The following is a 21,150-nucleotide window of genomic DNA, read 5'->3' as shown; positions in this document are numbered from 1 at the left end:
ACATCGATTCTCCACCAGAAAAAGAGGGGAAATGGCCATCTTCTAGCTCAGCACCCTCTGCTCTTCATGGGGCCATTAATGCCCCGCCATCATCGCCGCGACATCCTCTTCCGGAGTTCCAATGGCCTTAATCTCAAAATGTTCCGTCAAGATACTGGCAATATTTTCTGAGAAAAAACCCGGCAGGGTTGGGCCAAGACGGATACCCTTTATCCCCAGAGAGAGCAGGGCAAGAAGAACCAAAACGGCCTTCTGCTCATACCAGGCAATATCATAGGAGATGGGCAGATCGTTAATATTTTCAAGGGCAAAGGCCTTTTGTAACTCAAGGGCGATCACTGCCAGAGAGTAGGAATCATTACACTGACCGGCATCAAGCACCCGAGGAATACCACCGATATCACCAAGATCAAGCTTAAGATACTTATACTTAGCACAGCCGGCAGTAAGAATAATCGTATCCTTAGGTAGCAATCTGGCCACCTCGGTATAGTAGTTACGGCTTTTATGACGGCCGTCACATCCTCCCATGACCACGAATCTTTTGATGGCCCCCGATTTTACCGCATCAATAATTTTGTCTTTTAAGGCCAGCACCTGGTTATGACCAAAGCCACCAACGATGGTACCAGTTTCAATCTGCTCAGGTGGTTGAGAGGATAGGGCGAGATCGATAATCTGGGAAAAGTCCTTAGCCTCGCCCCCACTGCGATCGGGAATATGGGCACAACCGACAACCCCTACGGCACCGGTGGTAAAAATTCGATCAACATGTTCGGGTTTAGGAGGAACAATACAGTTTGAGGTAAAGAGGACCGGCCCGTGAAAGGAGTCAAACTCCCTCTTCTGTAGCCACCAGGAGTTACCATAATTACCAACGAGATGATCATATTTTTTAAGTTTGGGATAATAATGGGCCGGAAGCATTTCACTGTGGGTATAGATATCAACCCCCTTACCCTCGGTTTGGACCAACAGCTCTTCCAGATCCTTAAGGTCATGGCCACTGACCAAAATACCCGGCTTATCGCCAACCCCCAGACTAACTGTGCTTATTTCAGTGGCGCCATAGCTCTCATTATTTACCTGATCAAGCAGGGCCATGGTCTGTACCCCCATCCCCCCTGTTTTAAGAACCAAAGCCAGGAGTTCTTCAAGGGTCTGGGTAGAATCAACCAGGGCCGCAAGAGCTTCCATCAGAAATTCAAAGATCTCCCGACTATGACCACCCAACTGATAGGCGTGTTCCGCATAGGCACAGAGCCCCTTCAAACCGTACAAAACAGTGGCCTTAAGAGAACGTTCATCCTCATCCACTATTTCTAGCCAACCTCCTGTCCCTCTTGAAGCCTTGGCCAGAATATCAGTTTCATCCCCAAAGGACCAAGTGGCACATTCGGGCAGGTCTTCAACAAAGGCTGTTCCATGGGCCAAGAGATGAGCCTGAAGCACCTGCGCCTGCAGATGCTGACGATGGACCACAGCCTCTTTGATAAAACCGATGAAATCAGCACCGTTAAAATTTGCATTTGTTATGGTGGCGAACATACCCTTGACGATAAAAAAGGCGACCTTCTCATCGTAAATAGCAAATTCCTTGCCCTTAAGACCCCAGACAGAAATACCCTTAAGGGTCCAAATAAAAAGATCTTGAAGATTAGCAACCTCTTCTCTTTTACCACAAACACCTTGAACGGTGCAGCCCGTTCCCTTAGCTGTTTCCTGACACTGATGGCAAAACATAGATACCCCCTTAATTTCATTTCCTGAGAATCCCCAGGACAAATTATAACGAAAGATTCATATCATAAAGCTCCATTAATCCTATACGATTGAGCTTTAGCAAATCAAGGCATTAAGGTTAGCCTGACATAAGTGCTTTGCCATCTATTTTTTTTTGCAGGTCAAGCTTCAGAAAAGAGGAGCATAAAAAAAACCTAAAGAGAAAAGCACCTTCTCCTCACAAAAATTGACCCAGGTCAAGGCCACAATTTTTCTCTCGTGTAGAGTAGACAAAACGTTCAACATTACAGGGGAGGGGCAGCCCTCTCCCCCGATTATTCCTGTTTCTATTCGATAACACCAAAAAGGTTTAAGACGAAGAGAGACAGCCACAGAGGAAAAGGAGTTCATATGTTCTGTTTTCAATGTCAAGAAACCGCTAAAGGTACAGGATGCACAGTCAAGGGTGTTTGTGGAAAACAAGAGACAACGGCCAACCTTCAGGATCTGCTCATCTACGATCTCAAGGGTATTGCCGTCTTGGCAAAGGGCCTCAAAAATGCAGGTGTAAAGGTTGATAAAAGCGTCGGATTATTCATCTCTCAGGGGCTTTTTACCACCATCACCAATGCCAACTTTGACAACGCCAGCCTGGAGGGATGGATCAAGCGCTCCCAGGCCATTAAGCAGGGTCTAAAAACAGAGTTAGATGGTCTTGGCTCTGCTAGCGAGCAGGCCTCTATCTGGAAGACACTTATGAACTTCCTCGGCTCCGACGACAAGGCATTAGCATCAGACCAGCTGGACGGTTCTGCCCTATGGTTTGCCAGCGATCCTGCCATGTTTCAAGAGAAGGCCAAGACCGTCGGAGTGCTGGCCACAGAAAACGAAGATGTCAGATCTCTACGCGAACTGCTTATTCTTGGCCTAAAGGGTATTGGTGCCTATGCCGAGCATGCGGCCGTGCTCGGGGTGGAAAAAGAAGAGATCTATGACTTTGTCATTGAAGGCATGGCCTCCACCACGGAAGATCATTCCGTTGATGAAATGGTAAGCCTTGTCCTCAGGGCCGGCGAATGCGCTGTCACCACCATGGCAGCACTGGATACAGCCAATACCACGAGCTATGGTCATCCTGAGATAAGCGAGGTAAACATCGGGGGCAGTGACAAGGCAGCCATTCTGATCAGTGGACATGATCTTAAAGATCTCGAGGAGTTAATGATCCAGACCCAGGGAACGGGGATTGATGTTTACACCCATGGCGAGATGCTTCCCGCCCATTACTATCCCACATTCAAGAAATACGAAAACCTTAAGGGCAACTATGGTAGCTCATGGTGGCATCAAAATAAGGATTTCGAGAGCTTCAACGGCCCGATCCTAATGACCACCAACTGTATCGTACCCATCAGGGAGAGCAACTCTTACAAAAACCGCATCTACACCACCGGTATGGCCGGTTATCCGGGAGTATCTCATATTGCCGACAGGGTAATGGGCAAGGCAAAGGATTTTTCCGCCATTATCAAACAGGCCAAGGGCTGCAGTGCACCTGAGGAAATTGAAACAGGCACCATCGTTGGCGGCTTTGCCCATAATCAGGTAATAGCCCTGGCCGACAAGGTGGTTGAAGCGGTAAAATCCGGGGCTATCAAAAGATTTGTGGTCATGGCAGGCTGTGATGGCCGCCAAAAGGGACGCGGCTACTTCACCGAAGTTGCTGAGAAACTTCCTAAGGACACGGTCATTCTCACCGCCGGTTGCGCAAAGTATCGCTACAACAAGCTGAACCTCGGTGATATCGGCGGCATCCCGCGGGTACTCGATGCCGGTCAATGCAATGACTCCTACTCCCTGGCAGTTATCGCCCTCAAACTTAAGGAAGTGTTCCAGCTCGAAGATATCAACGAGCTCCCCATCTCCTTTGATATCGGCTGGTACGAGCAGAAGGCGGTGGCAGTACTCCTGGCCCTCCTGCATTTGGGAGTTAAGGGTATCCGTCTCGGACCGAGCCTGCCCGCCTTTATTTCGCCAGCGGTACTCAAGGTGCTGGTAGATAACTTCAACATCAAGCCCATCGGCACCGCCGAGAGTGATATTGCTGACATGATGGCCGGCAACTAGGCCTTGCATCTAGCACAGAAAGGCACCGACAATTAACGTTGTCGGTGCCTTTTTTTCGGGCCAATCATCAGAGAGCTCATGATTTTCTGGATATCCACAGAGAAAGATTGCTACAATCAAATGCACGGCTAGAGACATTCAGCAACTCAAGACAAATTTATAAAAAAATGACCAGGCAATGGTTGGGAAAGCTAGGCAGACAAGTTATTGAGGAAAACAATGAAAAAAAAAGGCATCGCCTCTCACTATTTTTGCAAAATGAAGGGCGTGAACAAAAGCCCACCAATGGTAAGTCCCTTTGTCACTCTCTGGTCGTGCGTAGGGGCATTTCTCGGCATTGCTGCGGTTTCCTATATTAACTACAACATCCTTGAAAATACAGATTTCGTGATGATCATAGGATCTTTTGGAGCCTCTGCCGTTTTAATATATGGTGCTATCAAGAGTCCTTTGGCCCAGCCAAGAAACTTTATAGGTGGGCATGTAATTTCAGCAATCATAGGGGTAAGCTGCTATAAAATGTTCCCCTCGGAGATGTGGCTGGCATCCTCTCTCGCCGTTTCTATGGCCATAGGCGCCATGCACATCAGCAAAACCTTGCACCCTCCCGGGGGCGCAACCGCACTCATTGCAGTTATAGGTAGCAGCAAGATTCACAGCCTTGACTATTTATATGCAATTATACCCGTCGGTCTCGGAGCAATAATCATGTTGTTGGTCGCTCTCATAGTCAACAACATCCCGCGAAACCACAGATATCCATATTTTTGGTTCTAAGCTCCACAGAAGATCCACCGCTGCGCCAGTAGCCTTAGCATGACAGGTTGATTTTCATACTCCATAGACAGAAAGGCCAGGGGCAACTCCCCCTGGCCTTTTTTCGTTGCCCCCGCCTGAGCAGGCCGCTCTCCCCTTCGTTCATCCAAGCAAATTAACAGTTATATTGGTATAATACCAAGGCCCCCCTCCACCCTGCTTCACGATACAGAAACAACTCATGCACCTCGCTGAGACAGAGGGTGGAGCGCCCCCTTTTCTCAAAAAATATTTTGTTTTTTGAAAAACGAAAATAATCAACGATACCTCTCTTGAGAAAGCTGATAATGCTAAACAATTATGGAGAAATATATGAAAGTTATAATCGGTTTTATTGTCGGTGGATTTGTCAGTTTACTTTTGTGGCAATCCCACCCCCAACTTGCAGAGCTGATCATCAATAAGGGAAGGGAAATAGCAGAGGCGCGCCGTCTCCGGAGGGGATTGATGTTATTAGCGGAGGAGAATCAGGCATCACTCCCCTGGCTGAGCAGAATAGGGATGATTGTGCCTGGCCAGAGGCTGAAAGTGACAGGCGCGAACAGATCACGCCAGAGGTTCGAACTGATCACGGCAGAGCCCGAACTGATCACGGCAGAGCCCGAACTGATCACGCCAGAGCCTGCCCTTAGCATCCTGGCTACGCCAATCACCATGCCGGTAGATGAGGTGATAATCGTTGATGATGTAGCAGGCGAAAAACATTTTTTCTGGAAACCATTCTCACTGATGAACAAGGCCGATAGATTTGCCGCATACATAACAAAAAATAGCGGTATCGAATGTCTTGCTGAAAAAACAGGGCCTGGAACATATCAGGTTTACTTCAACTATTCCAGCGAAGCAGAAAAAGCTAACAGTATTGAACTTATAAAAGAGACAGGTGTCTCTCTATAAACCGACCTCTCAAAGGAGACCACAAATGAAAATCAGAAAAAAAATAGCTACAGCCACCGCCTTTATTTTTCTTTTCGGAGCTGCCCTTCCAGCCATGAATGCTCAGGCGGCAAACTCAAAACCTGTTTTGAACCTCTTCCCCACAGATGTAACAGAACAGTTAAGCCATACAGGCGAGGTGGCCGGCAACATGGAAAGCAGCCTTAAAGCCACCATCGGCAAACTCGAAACGCAACAACGCCTCTACCAGGAAACCGGCTGTGAAGGCTCAAGTGACCCCGGATGTCTGGAAATATCAAAACAGATGGGAGACAGCTATATGGAGATGCTCTCTATCATGAAGGAGAACCTTCCTGAGATCAAACAGTCCATTTCTGCAACAAATAAGGGGATTGAGAAAAACCTGAGAAAAGAGATCGGCAAAAAGACCACACCTGCCGGTATTCAGCGCCTGCTCAGCAATACTACCAAGCCAAAGGTTTACAAGGGCCGCTATTCACTCTCAACCAGATTTGCTCAGTATCACAGTATGATCAGTCGCGGCGGCAACACCAACCTCGCCTCACTCGCCTCAGAAATCTACCTTGATAGCGGGGCGGTCCTCAATATGATTGACATCATGGAAGCTGAAATCGTCCAACAGGAAACCATGCACCGCATTGGCCAGATGTATGGCACCTTAACCCCGGAAATGCTCAGCACGGTCAGCGCTGTTAAGGCAGTTGTTTTTGGTGAAATTGAGGAGGAAGGCTCACTCCCCGTTATTGGCAGCAGTGAGCAGGGTGGTTTCCAAAGCCCTCTTGAAATGGAATAGACAAGACAAAATCATTGAATAGGAGAAAAAGAGATGAAAAAAATAATTAACGGAATAAAAGTTTTTGTAGTAGCGGCAACCATGGCCACCATCACCACAGGATGTGCATCCACCACTCACACGAATTCAGTGCCAGAGCCAGTTTGCCAGCTCCCCTCAGGTTACCTGCTGGACCCTGCCTTTGCAACGGCCCGGCAAACACTTGCAAACCGGGAGTGCAGCTATCAGTTTGAGACAATTTTCAAAACCCTCCTGGATATCAGCGAAGGAGATCCGACAGAAGCAAACAAAGAGAAGTTCAGCAAGCTGCTCGTCTGGGCAAAAAGCCAGGGTATAATCAGCAAGATACAGGCAAAAGAATACTACACCCGCTACTTCTCGCACAGGTTTATATCCCTGCCCGATGACTACCAGACATGCAGTTACTGCTCAAATCTCAAGTCCCTTCGAGGTGACTGGCAGGCAGAACTTGCCGACAAAGAAAGAGGTCTGGTCGGGGCAGCAAATGACAAGGTTACCTATGCAAAGGCCAGCGACGACCTCACCAAGCTTGACCTCATCATGGAAGCCGCATGCGATGCGTGTCAGGCCGAATAAAACGGGCTAGAGCTATGAAAAACAAAACAATGAAACAAAACGCCGGCAGCTATCTCGCCGGCATGATGTTAGGCGTAATTTCAGTTGCAGCCCTTATCTATATTCTCAACATATCGGGAACAGTGGCAATCAGCTCAACAAACAGCCTCAGCCTCATCCCCGTTCTATACTGGTGCCACGACAACTTAGGATTCTCGATTATCCCCTTTGCCCTGATAGCCTGCCTCTACATCTTATATCTTTTTCGCCTGCAGAGGGCTCTTGATAGCACAGCCACATCCCCCGAAAAGATATATCCACTTGAAGAAAAGATTGATCTCCTTATCACCCTTTTCTTCGGCATCGGTGTCATCTGGACTGCAATCGGCATGCGCAACGCACTTCTTGTTTCGCTGGGCAGCCTGGATGCAGATACCGCTGCCCAAAAAGGGGCCTTCAGTATACTTAAAGAACTTATTGATGGAGGCATCCTCCTCTCACTGTCAACGACAATTGTTGGCGGCATCGGTGGATACCTGATGCGCATGATAAAGGCATGGATGCTGGGCAGTAAACTCTATAAATTTGCAATTGGCCAACAGCTCTCTGAACACCTGGAAATCATAGCAAAACTTGACAATATTGCCTCTCTTCTCAAAGATGAGCGGGGAACAACATGAGGACAGGTACCGCACGCTTTCGCCATAATCAGGGAAGTGATGAGACAGAGACCCTGCAAACAGATGTTATGCGTTTTTTCGCCATTATCTGCATGTGTTTAATGGTCATTTTCGCGCTGGTTCAAGCAATACCTCTTCAGCCCCAAAATAGTCGCCCTGAATTAGAAACGAAAACGAGCCCGCAAGAGGTTGAGGACTTAAAAGAGCAGCTGGCTCAGCTCATTCGCCGGGCAGCTCTCTTTGAATCAGAGATCCAGACAAAAAAACAAAAACTACAGAGGGGCATTAAAGAGCTTGAAACTCTGGCTGCCAAGATAGAAAAGCTGGAAGAACGGGAGCAGATCCTGCAGGACAATCTTGCTGGGATGCAGGCAGAGGAGAGGCTGCAGACAGAGGCTTTTCTTACTCAGCAAGGGGCCCTTAACGAATTACAGAGGAAAGCAGAGACCGGCAAGAATCAATACCTCATAAAAAAACAGCTCACAGAAAAAGAGTTACGGGTACTTCAAGGAAAAATAGCAGAGGCTAAAAAGCAGCATAGAGTCGCTGAGGCAAGGCCTGCACCAGATAGAAAGAAGGGATTCACCCTGGGTTTCGCCTCAAACAATACCCTGCTGCAAATGGTAGGTCAGGGGGGACAGGTAGAGCTCTTTATGCTTGCCAAGACAAAAAGCTGGAAGCTCCAGGTGAGCAGGGGCGGAAAACTCAGCTTTATTCCCTCGGCCCCACCACAACAAATATACGAAATAAATCAGAGTACTGTCCCAGGCTCTGTTATTCGCGCAGGCAGGCGTTCCGTAGCTGCCTTCAAGCAGGGTGCTGTTACATACGGAGTACATTTATCTCCTGGCATCCACAGACAGCTTACGGAGCTGATGGGCAAAGGCAAGGGTGGCGATATAACAATTCATGCTGACAACCAAATAACCCTGGAGTAGAGGCAAGGCCGCCATGAAAATAAAACTTATCTTTACCATCTGTTTTGCCATATTCGTATGGACGGTCCTCTTTCAAGGTGAAGGAAAGGCAAGACAGACGATCCAAAAACTTGACTATAACTGCGCATGGCAAAACTACCAGAAACGGGCGATTAAGCTGTCGCCTGCCAAGAGCTTTCCCTACCAGATCTGCTTTGAAAAGGCGGCCAAACGATACGACATACCTGTCACCCTCCTCCTCTCCATAGCCAAAGGCGAATCAGATTTCAACCCACGGGCCAAATCATCTGCCGCCTGTTACGGCATCATGCAGATTCACTGGCCGGGAACGGCTAAAGATCTGGGGTTTACCTCTCTTGCCCAGCTCTATGATCCATGCAGGAATATAATGGCCGGGGCAAGATATATAAGGATGATGCTGGACCGGTACAGGGGGAATATTCACCTGGCCCTGGCCGCCTACAATTACGGGCCCGGTCGTATTAAACAAAAGAGCAGAAATATCCCGGAGGGAGCAAACTGGTACAGCGGCTATATCTACCATCATCTCAAAACTGTTCTGGATATATCGGGCAGAGGCATCATCTCCGAACAGTATATGGTGGCCCAGGCAGGCAAGAGACTACCTAAGCCCAGAAGAAGACCTAAGTACATCGCAAAACATAAAATCCCGGTACTTCTCTTTCATGATCCATTTCTTGCAGAAAAATTTATTGATTACTTCTACACCCGCGCCCCGGAAGTACAGCTTGACTGGTTCAGAAACAGGTTAGGTGAAAGTTTTGTGGTTCTTCTCTTCAATACAGAAGAGGAGAAGAAGAGCAGTCTGGCAAAAATGGCAAAACTTGGATATTACCTAGACCCTAACAAGAAGTTCATGTGACGGATAAGAAGACTAATAAGGAACAAAACAATGAAACGTACCCTTCTGTTTATTCTATTTGCCGGCATCTACCTCTCCGGCTGTGCCAGAACAGGTGGCATACAGGCACAACAGCACACCCTTGAAGAGTGGCTGGACCAACAAGCCATCCCCTACCTCGTTCATGAGCTGGGGGATAACCCGAGATTTAAGGGTGAACCGTTTTTAATCGTCTCCATGGATCGGGATAATATAGAGACAGAAATTGATGCCCTCACCATCCAGCTACGTGAAGATATCATAGATGGACTGCTCAGAAAGCAGGGCATAGGCCTGGTCTGGAGGCCATCTGCCGCAGCCCCCAAACATCACACCAGTCTTGAAGATGTAGAGTGTAATGCAAGCCAGAGAGAAAAATATTATGTGGGTATTGATATCTCAAGAACCTCTGTCGATGGCGTGTTCAAGGTAAATATCAGAGCCCTTGATATCAAGGCGAAATCATGGGTCACAGGCTTTGGTCTCTCCTGGCGTGGCAGACTAAGCCGTGGACAGCAGAGGGCTCTTCTGCAAAGCTCAGCGGATGAATTTCTCCTCGGTCTGCGTCCCCTTCCCTTTAATAAAAGGCAGGGCGATCTGCTGGCTGCCTATCTCGCAAAAAACCTCAGTTGCCTTTTTGCCAATATGGAAAGCGATGAGACTATTGTCTATGTAGAACAGGACTCCCCCGACAATAGCCCCTATTTCAAAAACTCTTTCGGGATACTGAAAAACTACCTGGCACGATATAGAGAGGTAACTGTCACAGATAATCCCAGACAGGCCAATATCCGTATCCACATTAAGGCGCATCAGATTTATGGTGGACTTTATCAGGTGTGGCTAACATCCAAGTATAAGGAAAATGGTATATTTGTCCCCGGCAGAGAAACCGAGGCATATGTGTCTCTGGAGACTGTTGCCGGCTGGGAGAGAGCTGAGCAAGCCTCTCGCTCTGAGACAGGGGATGGATATCAGATCTGCTTTTATCACTACAGAGACAATTTTGCGCAAAAGATCTATCCCGTACTGAAGGGATTGCCGGGACTGACCGACATAAGGCGGCGTTACGACCAATCCACCACAGGCTCAAGATCATCTGTCTGCTACAGCCTTTCCCTCAGACAAAAGAGCCTATGGCAAATGGATGAGCTGATCTCATGGCTGGCAAATGAAATGAACAGTGAGGGCATATATAACTATAGCTTCACCCCTGTTACAGACGATAGCCTTCAGGTCACCTTTAATCGTGGTTTTGAGTAGAGACTAGCCAGCGACATGCTCCCCCAAAAGCCACCGGCACTTTGCCCCTGATCTGGAGGCGGTGGCAATAGTCCATTTTTTATGCAAAAAACTGAATTTGTTTTTTGCATAAATATCTTCTTCTTCGATAGGGCAGGGTGGATTAAGCGTGGAGAGGCAGATTATAGCTCGAACTATATAATTTAACAAACAAACTTGACCTGATAGAAAGAACGATATATTAAACAGAACCCCACTTATAGCTGTAAAGAGCTCTCTGGCAATGGTTAGGAGATCCCTGTAAAGAGGGGCACAGGTCTATATTATTCGGAGCTAAAGGACACTGGAGAGAACAGGGTCGGGCAAGCCACATTAACAGAGGATAAGGATTGCAACTCAAGGAAAAAAGGCATTTAATTATTCAGGAGAGATAATGACAACGAAAAAAAAAGCAGTAAGAGCAGTAGCGGCAGCCATGTTAGCAACAATGTTAACCCTGTTGACCTTTACCGTAGCCAGCGCCAACAGCGAGCCAATCAGAATTGTAGTCCTGCCCTTCTATGTTGAGGCAGGTGACGATGCAAACGATGGTGGCAGTTCAACACTTCATTATCGCAGAATGATGCGTTTTATCAATAACCAACTGGTACGCCATAACTTTGAAGTTGTAAACCCCTTTGCAGGTGATGCATCAGAACGTGAGTATAACCGGGTCATGGAGCGTAGCCATGAGGACTCTGCCCTTGCCAGCCTTGAGGTATGTAGAAAATACGCCACAGATGCAGCCTATATCAGTTGGCTGAAGGTTAAGGTAAGGAAAACCAGTGATGGCTATTGCAAGGCATCCGCCCGACTTGACGGTGAGGGATATGACTCTGCAGGCCATGACCTTGGAGTTGGCATGTCAAAAACCTTTAAGGTAACCCGCCGTGATTGTGATGACGCAATTGCCGAGGTTGAAAAAGAGGTTGGCGATCTGGTTGGCCGTAAACTCACCGCCTGGAATGGTCACAGATCAAACAGGAGAGTGGTAAGACCGGCGGTTCATACCGCCCCGGCAACTGGCGGCGCCCTTGCCAGAAATTTCAAGCAACACGAGCAATATCTAAGCATTAAACTTGATGGTGTAACCGAATATGCCATCGTCGAGGTATTTGGCAAGGTACTCAAAACGGCCAATGGCGTTAATTACGCCAAGAACTATGGTCAGCGTATTGTGCCCGATAACCCTCAGGCATCCTACGTTAGCTGGCGGGTAAATATCAGCGGTACCGATCCATTTGTCCTGCAGGCCAACATCATGAAGATGCTCAACGACATCAGCGCAAACGGTGGTGAGATCGTAATGAAGGGTGTGCCATATCGCTACACCCAGGCAGAGATTGATATGCTCAAGGGTGTGCGCCCCGGTGATGCCACCAGTCGAGAAGTTCAGTTCGTCCTCGACCGGGAGTTGGTAAGAGATCTGGAGATGTCCGGGACATTTGAATAAATCAACTCTTATACATAAAGCCCCTTATTCTCTATGAGAACGAGGGGATTTTGCACCAGCCGCCCTATTCAAAACCGAAAGAATTATCTTTTTGCGCTGACGGAGCAGGTTTATCGCCCTGATCATTATAAGCTTCAAAAGATTTTATCCTCCCCCTAACCTTGTCAACAGAAGATTCCTCTATGATCACATTCCCTTCAGCAAGGTCGTTATCATGCTCACCCAACACATAGCCACCCACCAGTAGCATCCCAACCAGCAAAATAATAGCTAGGGCAGGAACACACCTGCTCTTTTTCACCAGCTCCTGTGACGGGCAAGAAAGACTCGGAAAATAATTTAGAGCCTCCTCTACACTGCCAACAGCAATTAATCTGATTCCTCTCTCCACATACTTTTTTTTAAGGACATCGGTAACCTGGGAGACGTTGGCAAGCGGGTAGAACATGCTATCACCGCTCTCAAGACCATCCAGAGCGCCAAGAAGTTTTGCGGGCACCTCACCCACCCAGGAGACAGTACCACCGTCTCCTAATCCTGTTAAGGCTCCAGTTGCAACAACCCTGCCCAGATGTATAGAGGTCAGCTCACTATAAAGAGCCAAGGCCATGGCAAGACCAGCGCTTTCCCCAGTCAACGAGGTCTCTCCCTCCATGTTTTTCAGCCTATAACCGGCAGCATAAGAGATCTCCCCAAGCTTAGATGATTGAAGGGCAAGGCGATAGGCAACTTCAGCGGCATACCTGACGCTCTGATCCAGATCCGGACTAACATTATCAAGCGGGTAGGTAGTAATAGGACGTCCATCCCTCTTACCGGAGTTGACATAAAAGGAGAGCTCAATTTCTGCAAGATTACCACTTGCAAAGGGAAAAAGAAGAGAAGATGGTTCCAAATGAGTACATTTTTTTACCGTTCCCAATGCATTACCCCTGCTTGATCATTAATGACCAGACCTGTAAATTAAAACCATCGAGATTATCAACCATTCGGGCAAACCGGCCAGAAATAATTTTACCTTCGACAATAATTTTACCCTCAGCATCCTGAACGGTGACCATTTTACCCTCGCTGCGTCCTGTTGCTGAAGGGTTACGAGTCTCAAGAGCCACCATCGCCCCAGTACTCTTTTCATCCGGAAAAATCCGTAGATTAAAATTACCACACCTGCTGAGAAGCACTGCAGGTAATCTGCTCCCTGACGTGGCAGCAGCCTCAAGCAGGCCACCACTATACCAGTCGTCTGCAGTATCATAGGCAAACTCATCTTTGCTCATATCGATATCTCTGCAGGCAGCAACCCATTTTGCCAAACAGACAGGACAGGATGCCAAATGCTCAATGAGATATCCATCAAGCTCAGCCAAGCCTCCATGAACTGCGGCCCGGGCCAACTCCTCCTCTGACAGATGAGTTGCATCCGCCTGAGACTGGGCCTGCTCCTTCCATATTTCCATTCCCTGTCGCAAATCCATCTTGGGAAATTTTTCCATAACTCCTCCATTCACAAAGCTAATCGATTTCTGCCCCGTCCCATTGCCAGCCACTTTTTTCAAGGCAGGTCTGCATCTGGCCAAGACCCTTTTGCTCCTCAGATTCAACAAAGTACCTAGAGCAACCAAATCGATCTGCAAGTTTTTTAACGTTTATGCCTTCAAAATATTTCGCCACTAAAATCAAGCGTTGCCGCGGATTCTCCAGTCGCGCTAAACAGCCTTGGATGAGATCAGCAATTTCTTTTTTTTCCATTTCACTAATGAGGGGTTGTGGGTTTTGCCCCGGCAGAAAATGGCTCTCATAAAAATCACTGCTCTCCTCATTGTCGGTGACATCATCGGAGGAAAAGACCCGAGGTACGGAGGCCAGTAGTTGATGTATTTCCTTTACTGTCCAGCCAAGTCTCTCGGCAAGTAACTGATCCGTTGCCTCCACACAGCTTGCCTCAAGCTGCTTTCTTACTGCCAGCAGTTCTTTTACCTTTGCGTATGTTTTCTGGGGCATGCGAACAAGTGCCTGCCTGCGTATCAACGACAGCTGGTTGCCCTTCATCCGCATAAAAATAAATGCCTTGCCATCACCTTTTTCTTTATCAAGCCGACTCTTAGCTTCCAGATAACCGATTATGCCTGTTTGAATCAAATCTTCCACGCTGATCCCAACCTCAGACGCGCTACCAGCCACATAATTGTGATACAGCTTCCTGGCAACACCAACTATCATGTCCTGATCTTTCTTTTCCATATTTTAATTATCGAAGGATAAATTTTTTTAAAAAAACATCTCTTACAAAAAACAATCAACAAAATCCCTATAATACCAATTTCACAAACAATCTTTAACAAAAAAAATTGATCAGCTATTTGCAAAAAAAATAACTTTAGCCTATGGCTAAGTAACAGTGGCGCAATAGATTTGACATCTTTTACCTGCAGAGACCGACCGATTAAATTTTTCTGCCAGGGAAAAACCATCTACACAGACTTCATGCACAGGCCTCTCATAACAATGACCACCGCCAAAGGAATCGCCTGTGGCAACAACCTCCTTCTTGAGCATTTTATCTGTAGTTTCACAACCCTTACAAACCTGCCAGAGGGATACTCGGCCAGATAAGTTGCAAAGGCGGCAAGATCGCCAAGCTTTCTGACGGCAAGCCAAAGTTTCTCTTCAGGATCAAGGGTAGTCAGGGGGGGAGGGACTGAGCTGTCAGGGAGTAATCCGGAATCGGGATATTGGAGGTCGAAGGAATCTGTCTCTCGGCAGTTTCCTCCATTACCCCCATCCCCGCCCTGTTAAAGATCCTTTGGATATCAAGACCGGGAGCCTTAAAGGCGGAGAGCAGATGCTTGGTAAAGAGACCGTTTCTGCCGGCCCCGTCTGCTGCCACTGAACCGGGACCCGTTGCATAGGCAATAATGGTAGCCTTGGGTGCATCCATCTGGGCAAAGCCCTGGCCTGCACTGCAAGAACCGCGTTTACAGGGGTTGTTACGACAGGCAGCAGATAGTTGCGAGTGTTGATCTGTATGTCATGCCCGGCAAAATAAAAGAGGCCTATTTCCGATGACGGCAACTCCCGAGAAAATTTACCCAGGGCCGTAAGCATCTCCCGCTTATCGGCATTGATCACCTTAATAACCTTAAAGCCCAAACCTTTTAACAGGGCCACCATATCATCTGCATCGTTTACGGGATTTGTCAGCGGTGCATCTTTATAGGCACCATTACCAATCACCAGAGCCACCCTCTCTGCGGCAAGTCCAGGTAGAGCGACAGAACAGAAAAATATTGTCACAAGGAGACAGAGACTCTTCAGCATATTTCCACTCACTCTTTTTCAGTATAAAGAGATAATTAGCCTAAATCAAAATCTAATTTATTTCTGGACAGTTAAGCGACACCTCAACTCTGCGATTGAGCTGCCTGTTAGCCTCACTGCTATTGGTGACAAGCGGCATATTCTCGCCATAACCGAAGACCTCAAGTTTATCGACAGACATGCCCGCACCGGCCAGATAGTCTCTCACGGCATTTGCCCGGCTATAGGAGAGCTGCAAGTTATAGCTGCCAGCACCAGCGCTGTCAGTATGACCCTTTATGCAGACCTGGTGCTCTACCACCCTCTCATCCTCCAGGGCCCTGGCAAGTTCTGCTAAAAGTGGATATGCTGAGCGGCGAAGCCTCGCCGAATTCAGGTCAAATTCAACCTTAAGCCTTGCTGCCGGGTCCAGACCGATCCCCACCTGAACGACAATGGTCTGCTCCTGCCCCCCCTTTTTGGCCCGAACCTTAATGGCACGGGTCTTGGGTTCCACCACAGTAAAAGACCTGGTTAGCCCCTGGTCCCCGCCTACCACAAAGCCCCTTGTCCGGCTACTGTTGTCCTCCCCGCCTACAACAAAGCCCTCTGCCTGCCTACTCTCTCTGCCACCAAGCATCTGCTCAACCATCTCATCTGCACTTTCAACAAAGGCAGGACCTACGGCAAGGGCGGGCATGCTCCAGATCAGACTAACGACCGCTGTAAGCAAAAGTTTTCTCTGCATGGCACCTCTTCCCCTATCTTGATCTTGTTTCCAGCAAAATGCTGTCTTCATAAATTTTAATGTCAAACCGCTCGGCCAGTCCCCGATAGTAGTCGACCAGATCACTGGGATTAATTTCTGTCCTGGACGCTAATCTTCCCTGAACCCTTTTTCGCTTTTTACCGATTGCCCGTACGCCCCGGGCATAACTCTTCGACTCCACCGCAGCACTGAGGGTTGGCAGAGGCAGTTCGATTGAACTTGCGAAAACCTTGACAGCATCCTTGCCAAATGGTGCCTCGACATAGAGATCAACCCCATCCTCCTCGTCCGGGATGGAGACTAAACGACCCGGATTCACCTTTTTCTGCCCGATTCCGAAACCATATGGATAGAGAAGGGCAACATCACCCCTGCTGGTAATATCGTATATATAGAGAAAGAGTGGCTCCTTGACCTGGCCATAGAAGACAATTTTTTCACCCTCAAAATAAACAGGATAATCCCCACCCTTACCCGTGGAGAGTTTCACCCGTTTAACCGTTCTCTCCTGCCTTTCACTTTTGCGATCGGCAAGATCCGCCAGTTTTTCCGAGGCCGGATCACCCAGCGGAATTTTGATGATAGAGGATGCAATATCAATCTGAGCACTGTTTATTACATGCCCATCAAGACTCTTAAGGAGAAGGGTGACCATAACCTGATCGCCATTGATAACATATTCACCCTCAAGCACCGAATCGGCATCGGCAAAATGATCATCAGCACCACCTCTTCCCCTCTTGCCCGCACTATTCAAGTGTGATAATTTCCCCTTCACAGGACAATCATCAATGATTTCCACCTGCCTGTGAATCTGAACTATTTGACTTTTAACCAAGGTTGAAAACATACGGGAAAATGGAGAGACACATGCATACCTTGATGATTCAAAGGGCTTTACATAAATTTTATACTCAAGATCGTCAGCTATAATATTTGCCGCAAGCTGCTTTGCCTTTGAGTGTAAATTCTCTTTCAGGGAATCCCTTGGTATTCTTGATTGCTCAATATGATAATCAATACTCTTATTCACCGAAAAATCCGGGGAGTGATATTTAAAAAATATTTTTATATGATCACCGTATCTCTGAAAAGTTGCGCCAAGAAGCAAATCTGCTCCATCGGGGACAACCTGCAGGTCAAATGTTCTGCTCAAAGACGCCTCAAGTTCATTCTGTAAATAGGAGGAGAAGTTAGCAACATCACCTGTACTTACATCTCTGATTTTTGCCCGATCAAGGTAAATTTTTTTTGACTGAACCTGCGAGGCAAGATCACGGCTAAAGATATCGGTGAGTTCAGAAAGGGTGGAAAAGCCTGACTCTCTGGAGGTATCTGGACGATGACCATCATTGATCCGCCCGAACCCGCCTTTCTCCGTAACACAGCCGCTTAGACAGAGGCCAACGCTTAATAAGACAAAAAGAACAACTCTATTTGCAACAATACCCATATCCCTCTCCGTAGATATAATTCCCGAGACCATCCTGACCACTCTGTACATCATTCAATCCTACCTTATGCCAAGTATATATTTGGCCAGCTTTTGCTCAAGCTCCGGGGTGAACAGCTTTTCCAGAAGGAGACTGGTAGCATCATCCATTTGCCCGGCTGACTGACGGCCCTTCGAACGTACTGTACCTATTTTTTTACCATTATTTTCGATGATAAGATTCAGATCGGCAAACAAAATGACATAGCCATCCTCAGTCTTCCGCCTCTTTATGTTCAGTGAAGAGCTCACCTGAATCCCCCGCTGACCCGAATCACAAATTTCCGGTTCTATACTGACCGTGTGCAGTGAGGCGGCCAGCTGATTGAGAAGGAATTCAACGGTTGGAGACTGAGACGAGACGGCCCTTTTTGATCCTGCCCTATAGGCAACGCAGACCCGAGATCCCTGATCCTTAATCATTTCAAAAAATTGAGACGGGATATCTGCGCGAGCAAGGGTGGCGGCAGCGCTGGCAAGTGGCAGCTCCTGCTCTCCTTCGAGGGTCACGGCAATCTGCACAGGCTCTCCCGCATTATATTTACTGATCAGTCTAATACAATTCCTGGTCGAGCCGAAATGGGCCCCGCCAAAGGTTTCAGATCTAAGCAGAGCACGCTCGAGGGCAGCCTTCAGTGCAGAACCAAACTGCAGAGTTGGCTCGCTGGGAACAAGCGGTAACGGCTGCTCAACAATCAGCCTTGCCCCGTCCATATCCACATATGTCCTTTCAATTTTCCTAACTAACTCCAGAGCAACCACATCAAGAGAATTAGCCAAGAGCCGGGAATCAATTCCTGCCATGGAAGTTGTATAATCAGCAACGGCTATATCACTGCTCTCAAGCCTGCCCATCTTTCTCAGACGCAGATGAATCTCAAGCGACCTGCCTGTTTTTAAGTAACTGCCGACCAGACGTATCGGTTCATCCCCTATCTCATGCAGTGAAGGGGAGGCGCCTCTCTCACTCAGGGCAACGGAGACGGCCTCGTATAAACTATCTACAATAGCGTGCTGCCTGCCACTTCCCTGTTCTGAAAAACTGGACGGCGTCAGCTGAAGATTAAGACCTTCAAGCTCAACCTGCCTCTCCAACCTTTTTACCAGCTTATCCGCAACCTGATCGAGAGTGTTGCCATGTATTATGGACGGTGAGCTCAACAGAGCTACAGTCAAGACTATGCAGAGCCAGAGCAACAAGCCTTCCCCCTTACCCCAGGACTTCATTTTCTGATTCTCCACAGTTTGACTCCAATATTTATTATAGATTACAGGATGCTAACATACGATATCCGTTATCCATACTCAATCATAAAAAACTTAAATATAACTCAACTATGTATATCGAAGGGAATAAAATTTTTAAAAATATTTAATTTATCACCACGATTATCGTGGCAAGAAAATGGTCAAAAGATGTGAATGCGCTCAGACGGGAACGGTGGAGTGGTGGTGAAAACGAGACCAGCCTATAAGTCGGTGGGAGTTAATGCCTGCTTATTAAGGAGTGAAAAAGAAGCAGATTGTTACAGGGCAGGGTAGATTGGAACAACAACAAGCTCACTCGCTCGCCGCCGCATCGCCCGAAAGCTCGATGCGGCGCAGAAACTTGATTTGAGCTCCAGATTCGGCCATCAGCCAACCAATCGTAAGAATCTCAAGACTTTTGCTAACAAGAGCCTACCCAGTTACAGGGCAGGCTCATATACCGATGAAAAAATAATTTCTATGCGTATCTCAGTTGAGGTTCTAATTCTGGTTTTAAAACTGAGTCTAATAAAATTTTTGTGTATGAGTTACGAGGGTTGGCAAAGACTGACTTTGTTGGTCCTACTTCACAGATTCGACCTTTGTGAAGTATGGCAATTTGATCTGCTATTGATTCCACAATGGCTAAATCATGAGCGATAAAGATACAACTGGTATTAAATTTTATTTGTAGCTCTTTGAGCAATTTTAATACTGTATTTTGTACGGTTACATCTAAGGCCGAGGTTATCTCATCACAAAGCAATAACTCTGGCTTCGAGGCAAAGGCTCTTGCTATTGCAACCCGTTGTTTTTCGCCACCAGAAAGCATACCTGGATTTCTATACAGATAATCCGGATTTAGATGTACCTGTTCTAATAAATCTTTTGCTCTCTCATAGCATTGAGCGCTACTCATATCAAAGTAGAGTTGTAATGGTTTAGATAAAATCTGCAAAATCGTTTGCTTTGGATTCAACGATGCATCCGGATTTTGGAATATCATCTGGATTTGCTTTTTTTGTTCTTTAGTTCTTTTTTCAAGTATATCTAATGGCTTACCATTGAATATTATCTCTCCACCTTTGACTTTATTTAATCCAGCAATGGCTTTAAGAATTGTTGATTTTCCACTGCCAGACTCACCAACCAGAGCAAGCGTTTCACCTTTATTTAACATTAGGTTTATATTATCTACTGTGGCTTCAGGCTCTGGTTCTCTTGTTATTGATTGCCATAAAGTTTTACGGTAATAGGATATCTTTAGTTGCTTTAACGAGATGCTTACTTCTTTCTCTTGCCTATTTCCTTCTATTATTAAAGAGCTTGTTTCTTGGCTCTTGCCAATAACAGGGACTGACTTTAGGAATGATGGAGTGTCAAGATGTTCAGGTTGCAGTAAAACTTTCCTTATATCGCCTTGTTCTACTATTTCACCTTTATGCATAACACACACCTTATTACAAAGTCGAGAAACTGCGCCAAAATCATGACTTACAAAAACCATAGAAACTTTATGTTTATGTATTAATGCTTTTAATAAATCTAGAATATGAACTTGAGTTGTGGCATCAAGACCAGTAGTTGGTTCATCTAAAACCAGCAGTTTAGGTTTGACCGCTAGAGCCATTGCTATTGCAACTCTTTGCTGCTGGCCTCCTGAAAGTTGATGCGGATAGCGATAAAAAATTTGCTCAGCATTTGGCAGTTTAACATCGTTTAATAGCTCAATAACTTTGAATTTATAATTTTCTTTATCAATATCGCTATGAAACTGTAATACTTCTTGTATTTGTCGACCCACTTTCACTGTTGGAGTTAAAGCCTGCCCTGCATTTTGAGGTATTAATGCTATTTGACTGCCTCGTATTTCTGCTAACTCTAATGCTGATAGTTGCAAGATATCTTTATTGAAAAAATTGATGATTCCAGATTTAACCATACAATCATCGTTTGTATATCCCATTAGAGCAAGGGCTAGGGTGCTTTTCCCTGAGCCTGATTCACCCACAAGAGCTACAATATCTTTTGCCTTAACTTGAAGATTAACATTATTGAGAATGTGACAGAAATCACCTGATTTATTTTTGTATCCCAAATTTAAATTTGAAACTTCGATTATACAATTCATCTCTTTTC

At 46.7% G+C, this 21,150-nt stretch carries 19 protein-coding genes and 1 pseudogene; 10 read left to right on the top strand and 10 right to left on the bottom strand.

Annotated elements, in window-relative coordinates:
- Positions 1 to 75: 75 nt before the first annotated feature.
- Positions 76 to 1,743 carry a hydroxylamine reductase gene (gene hcp / locus DP_RS06185; protein ID WP_011188467.1) on the bottom strand — a complete coding sequence of 556 codons (1,668 nt, stop codon included), beginning with the start codon at positions 1,741 to 1,743 and terminating at the stop codon, positions 76 to 78.
- Positions 1,744 to 2,133: 390 nt separating this feature from the next.
- Here hcp (DP_RS06185) and hcp (DP_RS06175) point away from each other — a divergent pair, with 390 nt between their 5' ends.
- From hcp (DP_RS06175) to DP_RS06130, 10 genes are all read left to right on the top strand, one after another.
- Positions 2,134 to 3,849, top strand: coding sequence for a hydroxylamine reductase (gene hcp, locus DP_RS06175; RefSeq protein ID WP_011188466.1), 1,716 nt, complete (start codon positions 2,134 to 2,136; stop codon positions 3,847 to 3,849).
- 219 nt (positions 3,850 to 4,068) lie between these two features.
- Positions 4,069 to 4,626 carry an HPP family protein gene (locus DP_RS06170; RefSeq protein ID WP_041277700.1) on the top strand — a complete coding sequence of 186 codons (558 nt, stop codon included), beginning with the start codon at positions 4,069 to 4,071 and terminating at the stop codon, positions 4,624 to 4,626.
- A 351-nt stretch (positions 4,627 to 4,977) separates the two neighbouring features.
- Complete coding sequence (locus DP_RS06165; protein WP_041277699.1) at positions 4,978 to 5,562, top strand: hypothetical protein; 585 nt, start codon at positions 4,978 to 4,980, stop codon at positions 5,560 to 5,562.
- 25 nt (positions 5,563 to 5,587) lie between these two features.
- Complete coding sequence (locus tag DP_RS06160; RefSeq protein ID WP_041277698.1) at positions 5,588 to 6,376, top strand: hypothetical protein; 789 nt, start codon at positions 5,588 to 5,590, stop codon at positions 6,374 to 6,376.
- Positions 6,377 to 6,409: 33 nt separating this feature from the next.
- Positions 6,410 to 6,973: a hypothetical protein gene (locus DP_RS06155; protein WP_011188462.1), complete on the top strand. Its 564-nt coding sequence runs from the start codon at positions 6,410 to 6,412 to the stop codon at positions 6,971 to 6,973.
- Positions 6,974 to 6,987: 14 nt separating this feature from the next.
- Entirely contained in the window at positions 6,988 to 7,632 is a 645-nt protein-coding gene (locus tag DP_RS06150; protein WP_049785017.1) for a hypothetical protein, read from the top strand.
- Positions 7,629 to 8,570 (top strand): hypothetical protein, encoded by a 942-nt coding sequence (locus DP_RS06145; RefSeq protein WP_011188460.1) that lies wholly within the window; start codon positions 7,629 to 7,631, stop codon positions 8,568 to 8,570. The genes DP_RS06150 and DP_RS06145 overlap by 4 nt, the downstream gene beginning before the upstream one ends.
- A gap of 13 nt (positions 8,571 to 8,583) precedes the next feature.
- Positions 8,584 to 9,453: a lytic transglycosylase domain-containing protein gene (locus DP_RS16690; protein ID WP_011188459.1), complete on the top strand. Its 870-nt coding sequence runs from the start codon at positions 8,584 to 8,586 to the stop codon at positions 9,451 to 9,453.
- 30 nt (positions 9,454 to 9,483) lie between these two features.
- A complete protein-coding gene (locus DP_RS06135) occupies positions 9,484 to 10,734 on the top strand; it encodes a hypothetical protein (RefSeq protein WP_011188458.1) in 1,251 nt (416 codons plus the stop codon).
- A gap of 412 nt (positions 10,735 to 11,146) precedes the next feature.
- Complete coding sequence (locus DP_RS06130) at positions 11,147 to 12,205, top strand: hypothetical protein (RefSeq protein WP_011188457.1); 1,059 nt, start codon at positions 11,147 to 11,149, stop codon at positions 12,203 to 12,205.
- Between the two features lie 64 nt (positions 12,206 to 12,269).
- Here the strand turns inward: DP_RS06130 and DP_RS06125 are convergent, their stop codons facing one another.
- The 9 genes and pseudogenes from DP_RS06125 to DP_RS06090 form a co-directional block, all read right to left on the bottom strand.
- On the bottom strand, positions 12,270 to 13,127 hold the full coding sequence (locus tag DP_RS06125; protein ID WP_011188456.1) for a S16 family serine protease: 858 nt from the start codon (positions 13,125 to 13,127) through the stop codon (positions 12,270 to 12,272).
- Positions 13,128 to 13,131: 4 nt separating this feature from the next.
- Positions 13,132 to 13,698, bottom strand: a complete 567-nt coding sequence (locus tag DP_RS06120) for a hypothetical protein (RefSeq protein WP_041277697.1) — start codon at positions 13,696 to 13,698, stop codon at positions 13,132 to 13,134.
- A gap of 19 nt (positions 13,699 to 13,717) precedes the next feature.
- Positions 13,718 to 14,446: a sigma-70 family RNA polymerase sigma factor gene (locus DP_RS06115; protein WP_011188455.1), complete on the bottom strand. Its 729-nt coding sequence runs from the start codon at positions 14,444 to 14,446 to the stop codon at positions 13,718 to 13,720.
- Positions 14,447 to 14,888: 442 nt separating this feature from the next.
- Entirely contained in the window at positions 14,889 to 15,143 is a 255-nt protein-coding gene (locus DP_RS19150; protein ID WP_156792216.1) for a caspase family protein, read from the bottom strand.
- A gap of 59 nt (positions 15,144 to 15,202) precedes the next feature.
- A pseudogene (locus DP_RS19145) lies at positions 15,203 to 15,523 on the bottom strand (caspase family protein); the annotation flags it as partial.
- Between the two features lie 52 nt (positions 15,524 to 15,575).
- Positions 15,576 to 16,250: an OmpA family protein gene (locus tag DP_RS16685; protein WP_049785016.1), complete on the bottom strand. Its 675-nt coding sequence runs from the start codon at positions 16,248 to 16,250 to the stop codon at positions 15,576 to 15,578.
- A 13-nt stretch (positions 16,251 to 16,263) separates the two neighbouring features.
- Positions 16,264 to 17,724, bottom strand: a complete 1,461-nt coding sequence (locus tag DP_RS06100; RefSeq protein ID WP_162096630.1) for a DUF4384 domain-containing protein — start codon at positions 17,722 to 17,724, stop codon at positions 16,264 to 16,266.
- A gap of 60 nt (positions 17,725 to 17,784) precedes the next feature.
- The gene (locus DP_RS06095) at positions 17,785 to 19,005 is read right to left on the bottom strand and encodes a hypothetical protein (protein WP_011188450.1); all 1,221 of its coding nucleotides are present in this window, start codon (positions 19,003 to 19,005) and stop codon (positions 17,785 to 17,787) included.
- Positions 19,006 to 19,489: 484 nt separating this feature from the next.
- Positions 19,490 to 21,142: an ABC transporter ATP-binding protein gene (locus tag DP_RS06090; RefSeq protein ID WP_011188449.1), complete on the bottom strand. Its 1,653-nt coding sequence runs from the start codon at positions 21,140 to 21,142 to the stop codon at positions 19,490 to 19,492.
- Positions 21,143 to 21,150 lie beyond the last annotated feature (8 nt).

The organism is Desulfotalea psychrophila LSv54 (assembly GCF_000025945.1).
Taxonomy (GTDB): domain Bacteria; phylum Desulfobacterota; class Desulfobulbia; order Desulfobulbales; family Desulfocapsaceae; genus Desulfotalea; species Desulfotalea psychrophila.
The sequence above is the reverse complement of the archived record's forward strand: the minus strand, read 5'-3'. Positions and strand labels throughout refer to the sequence as shown.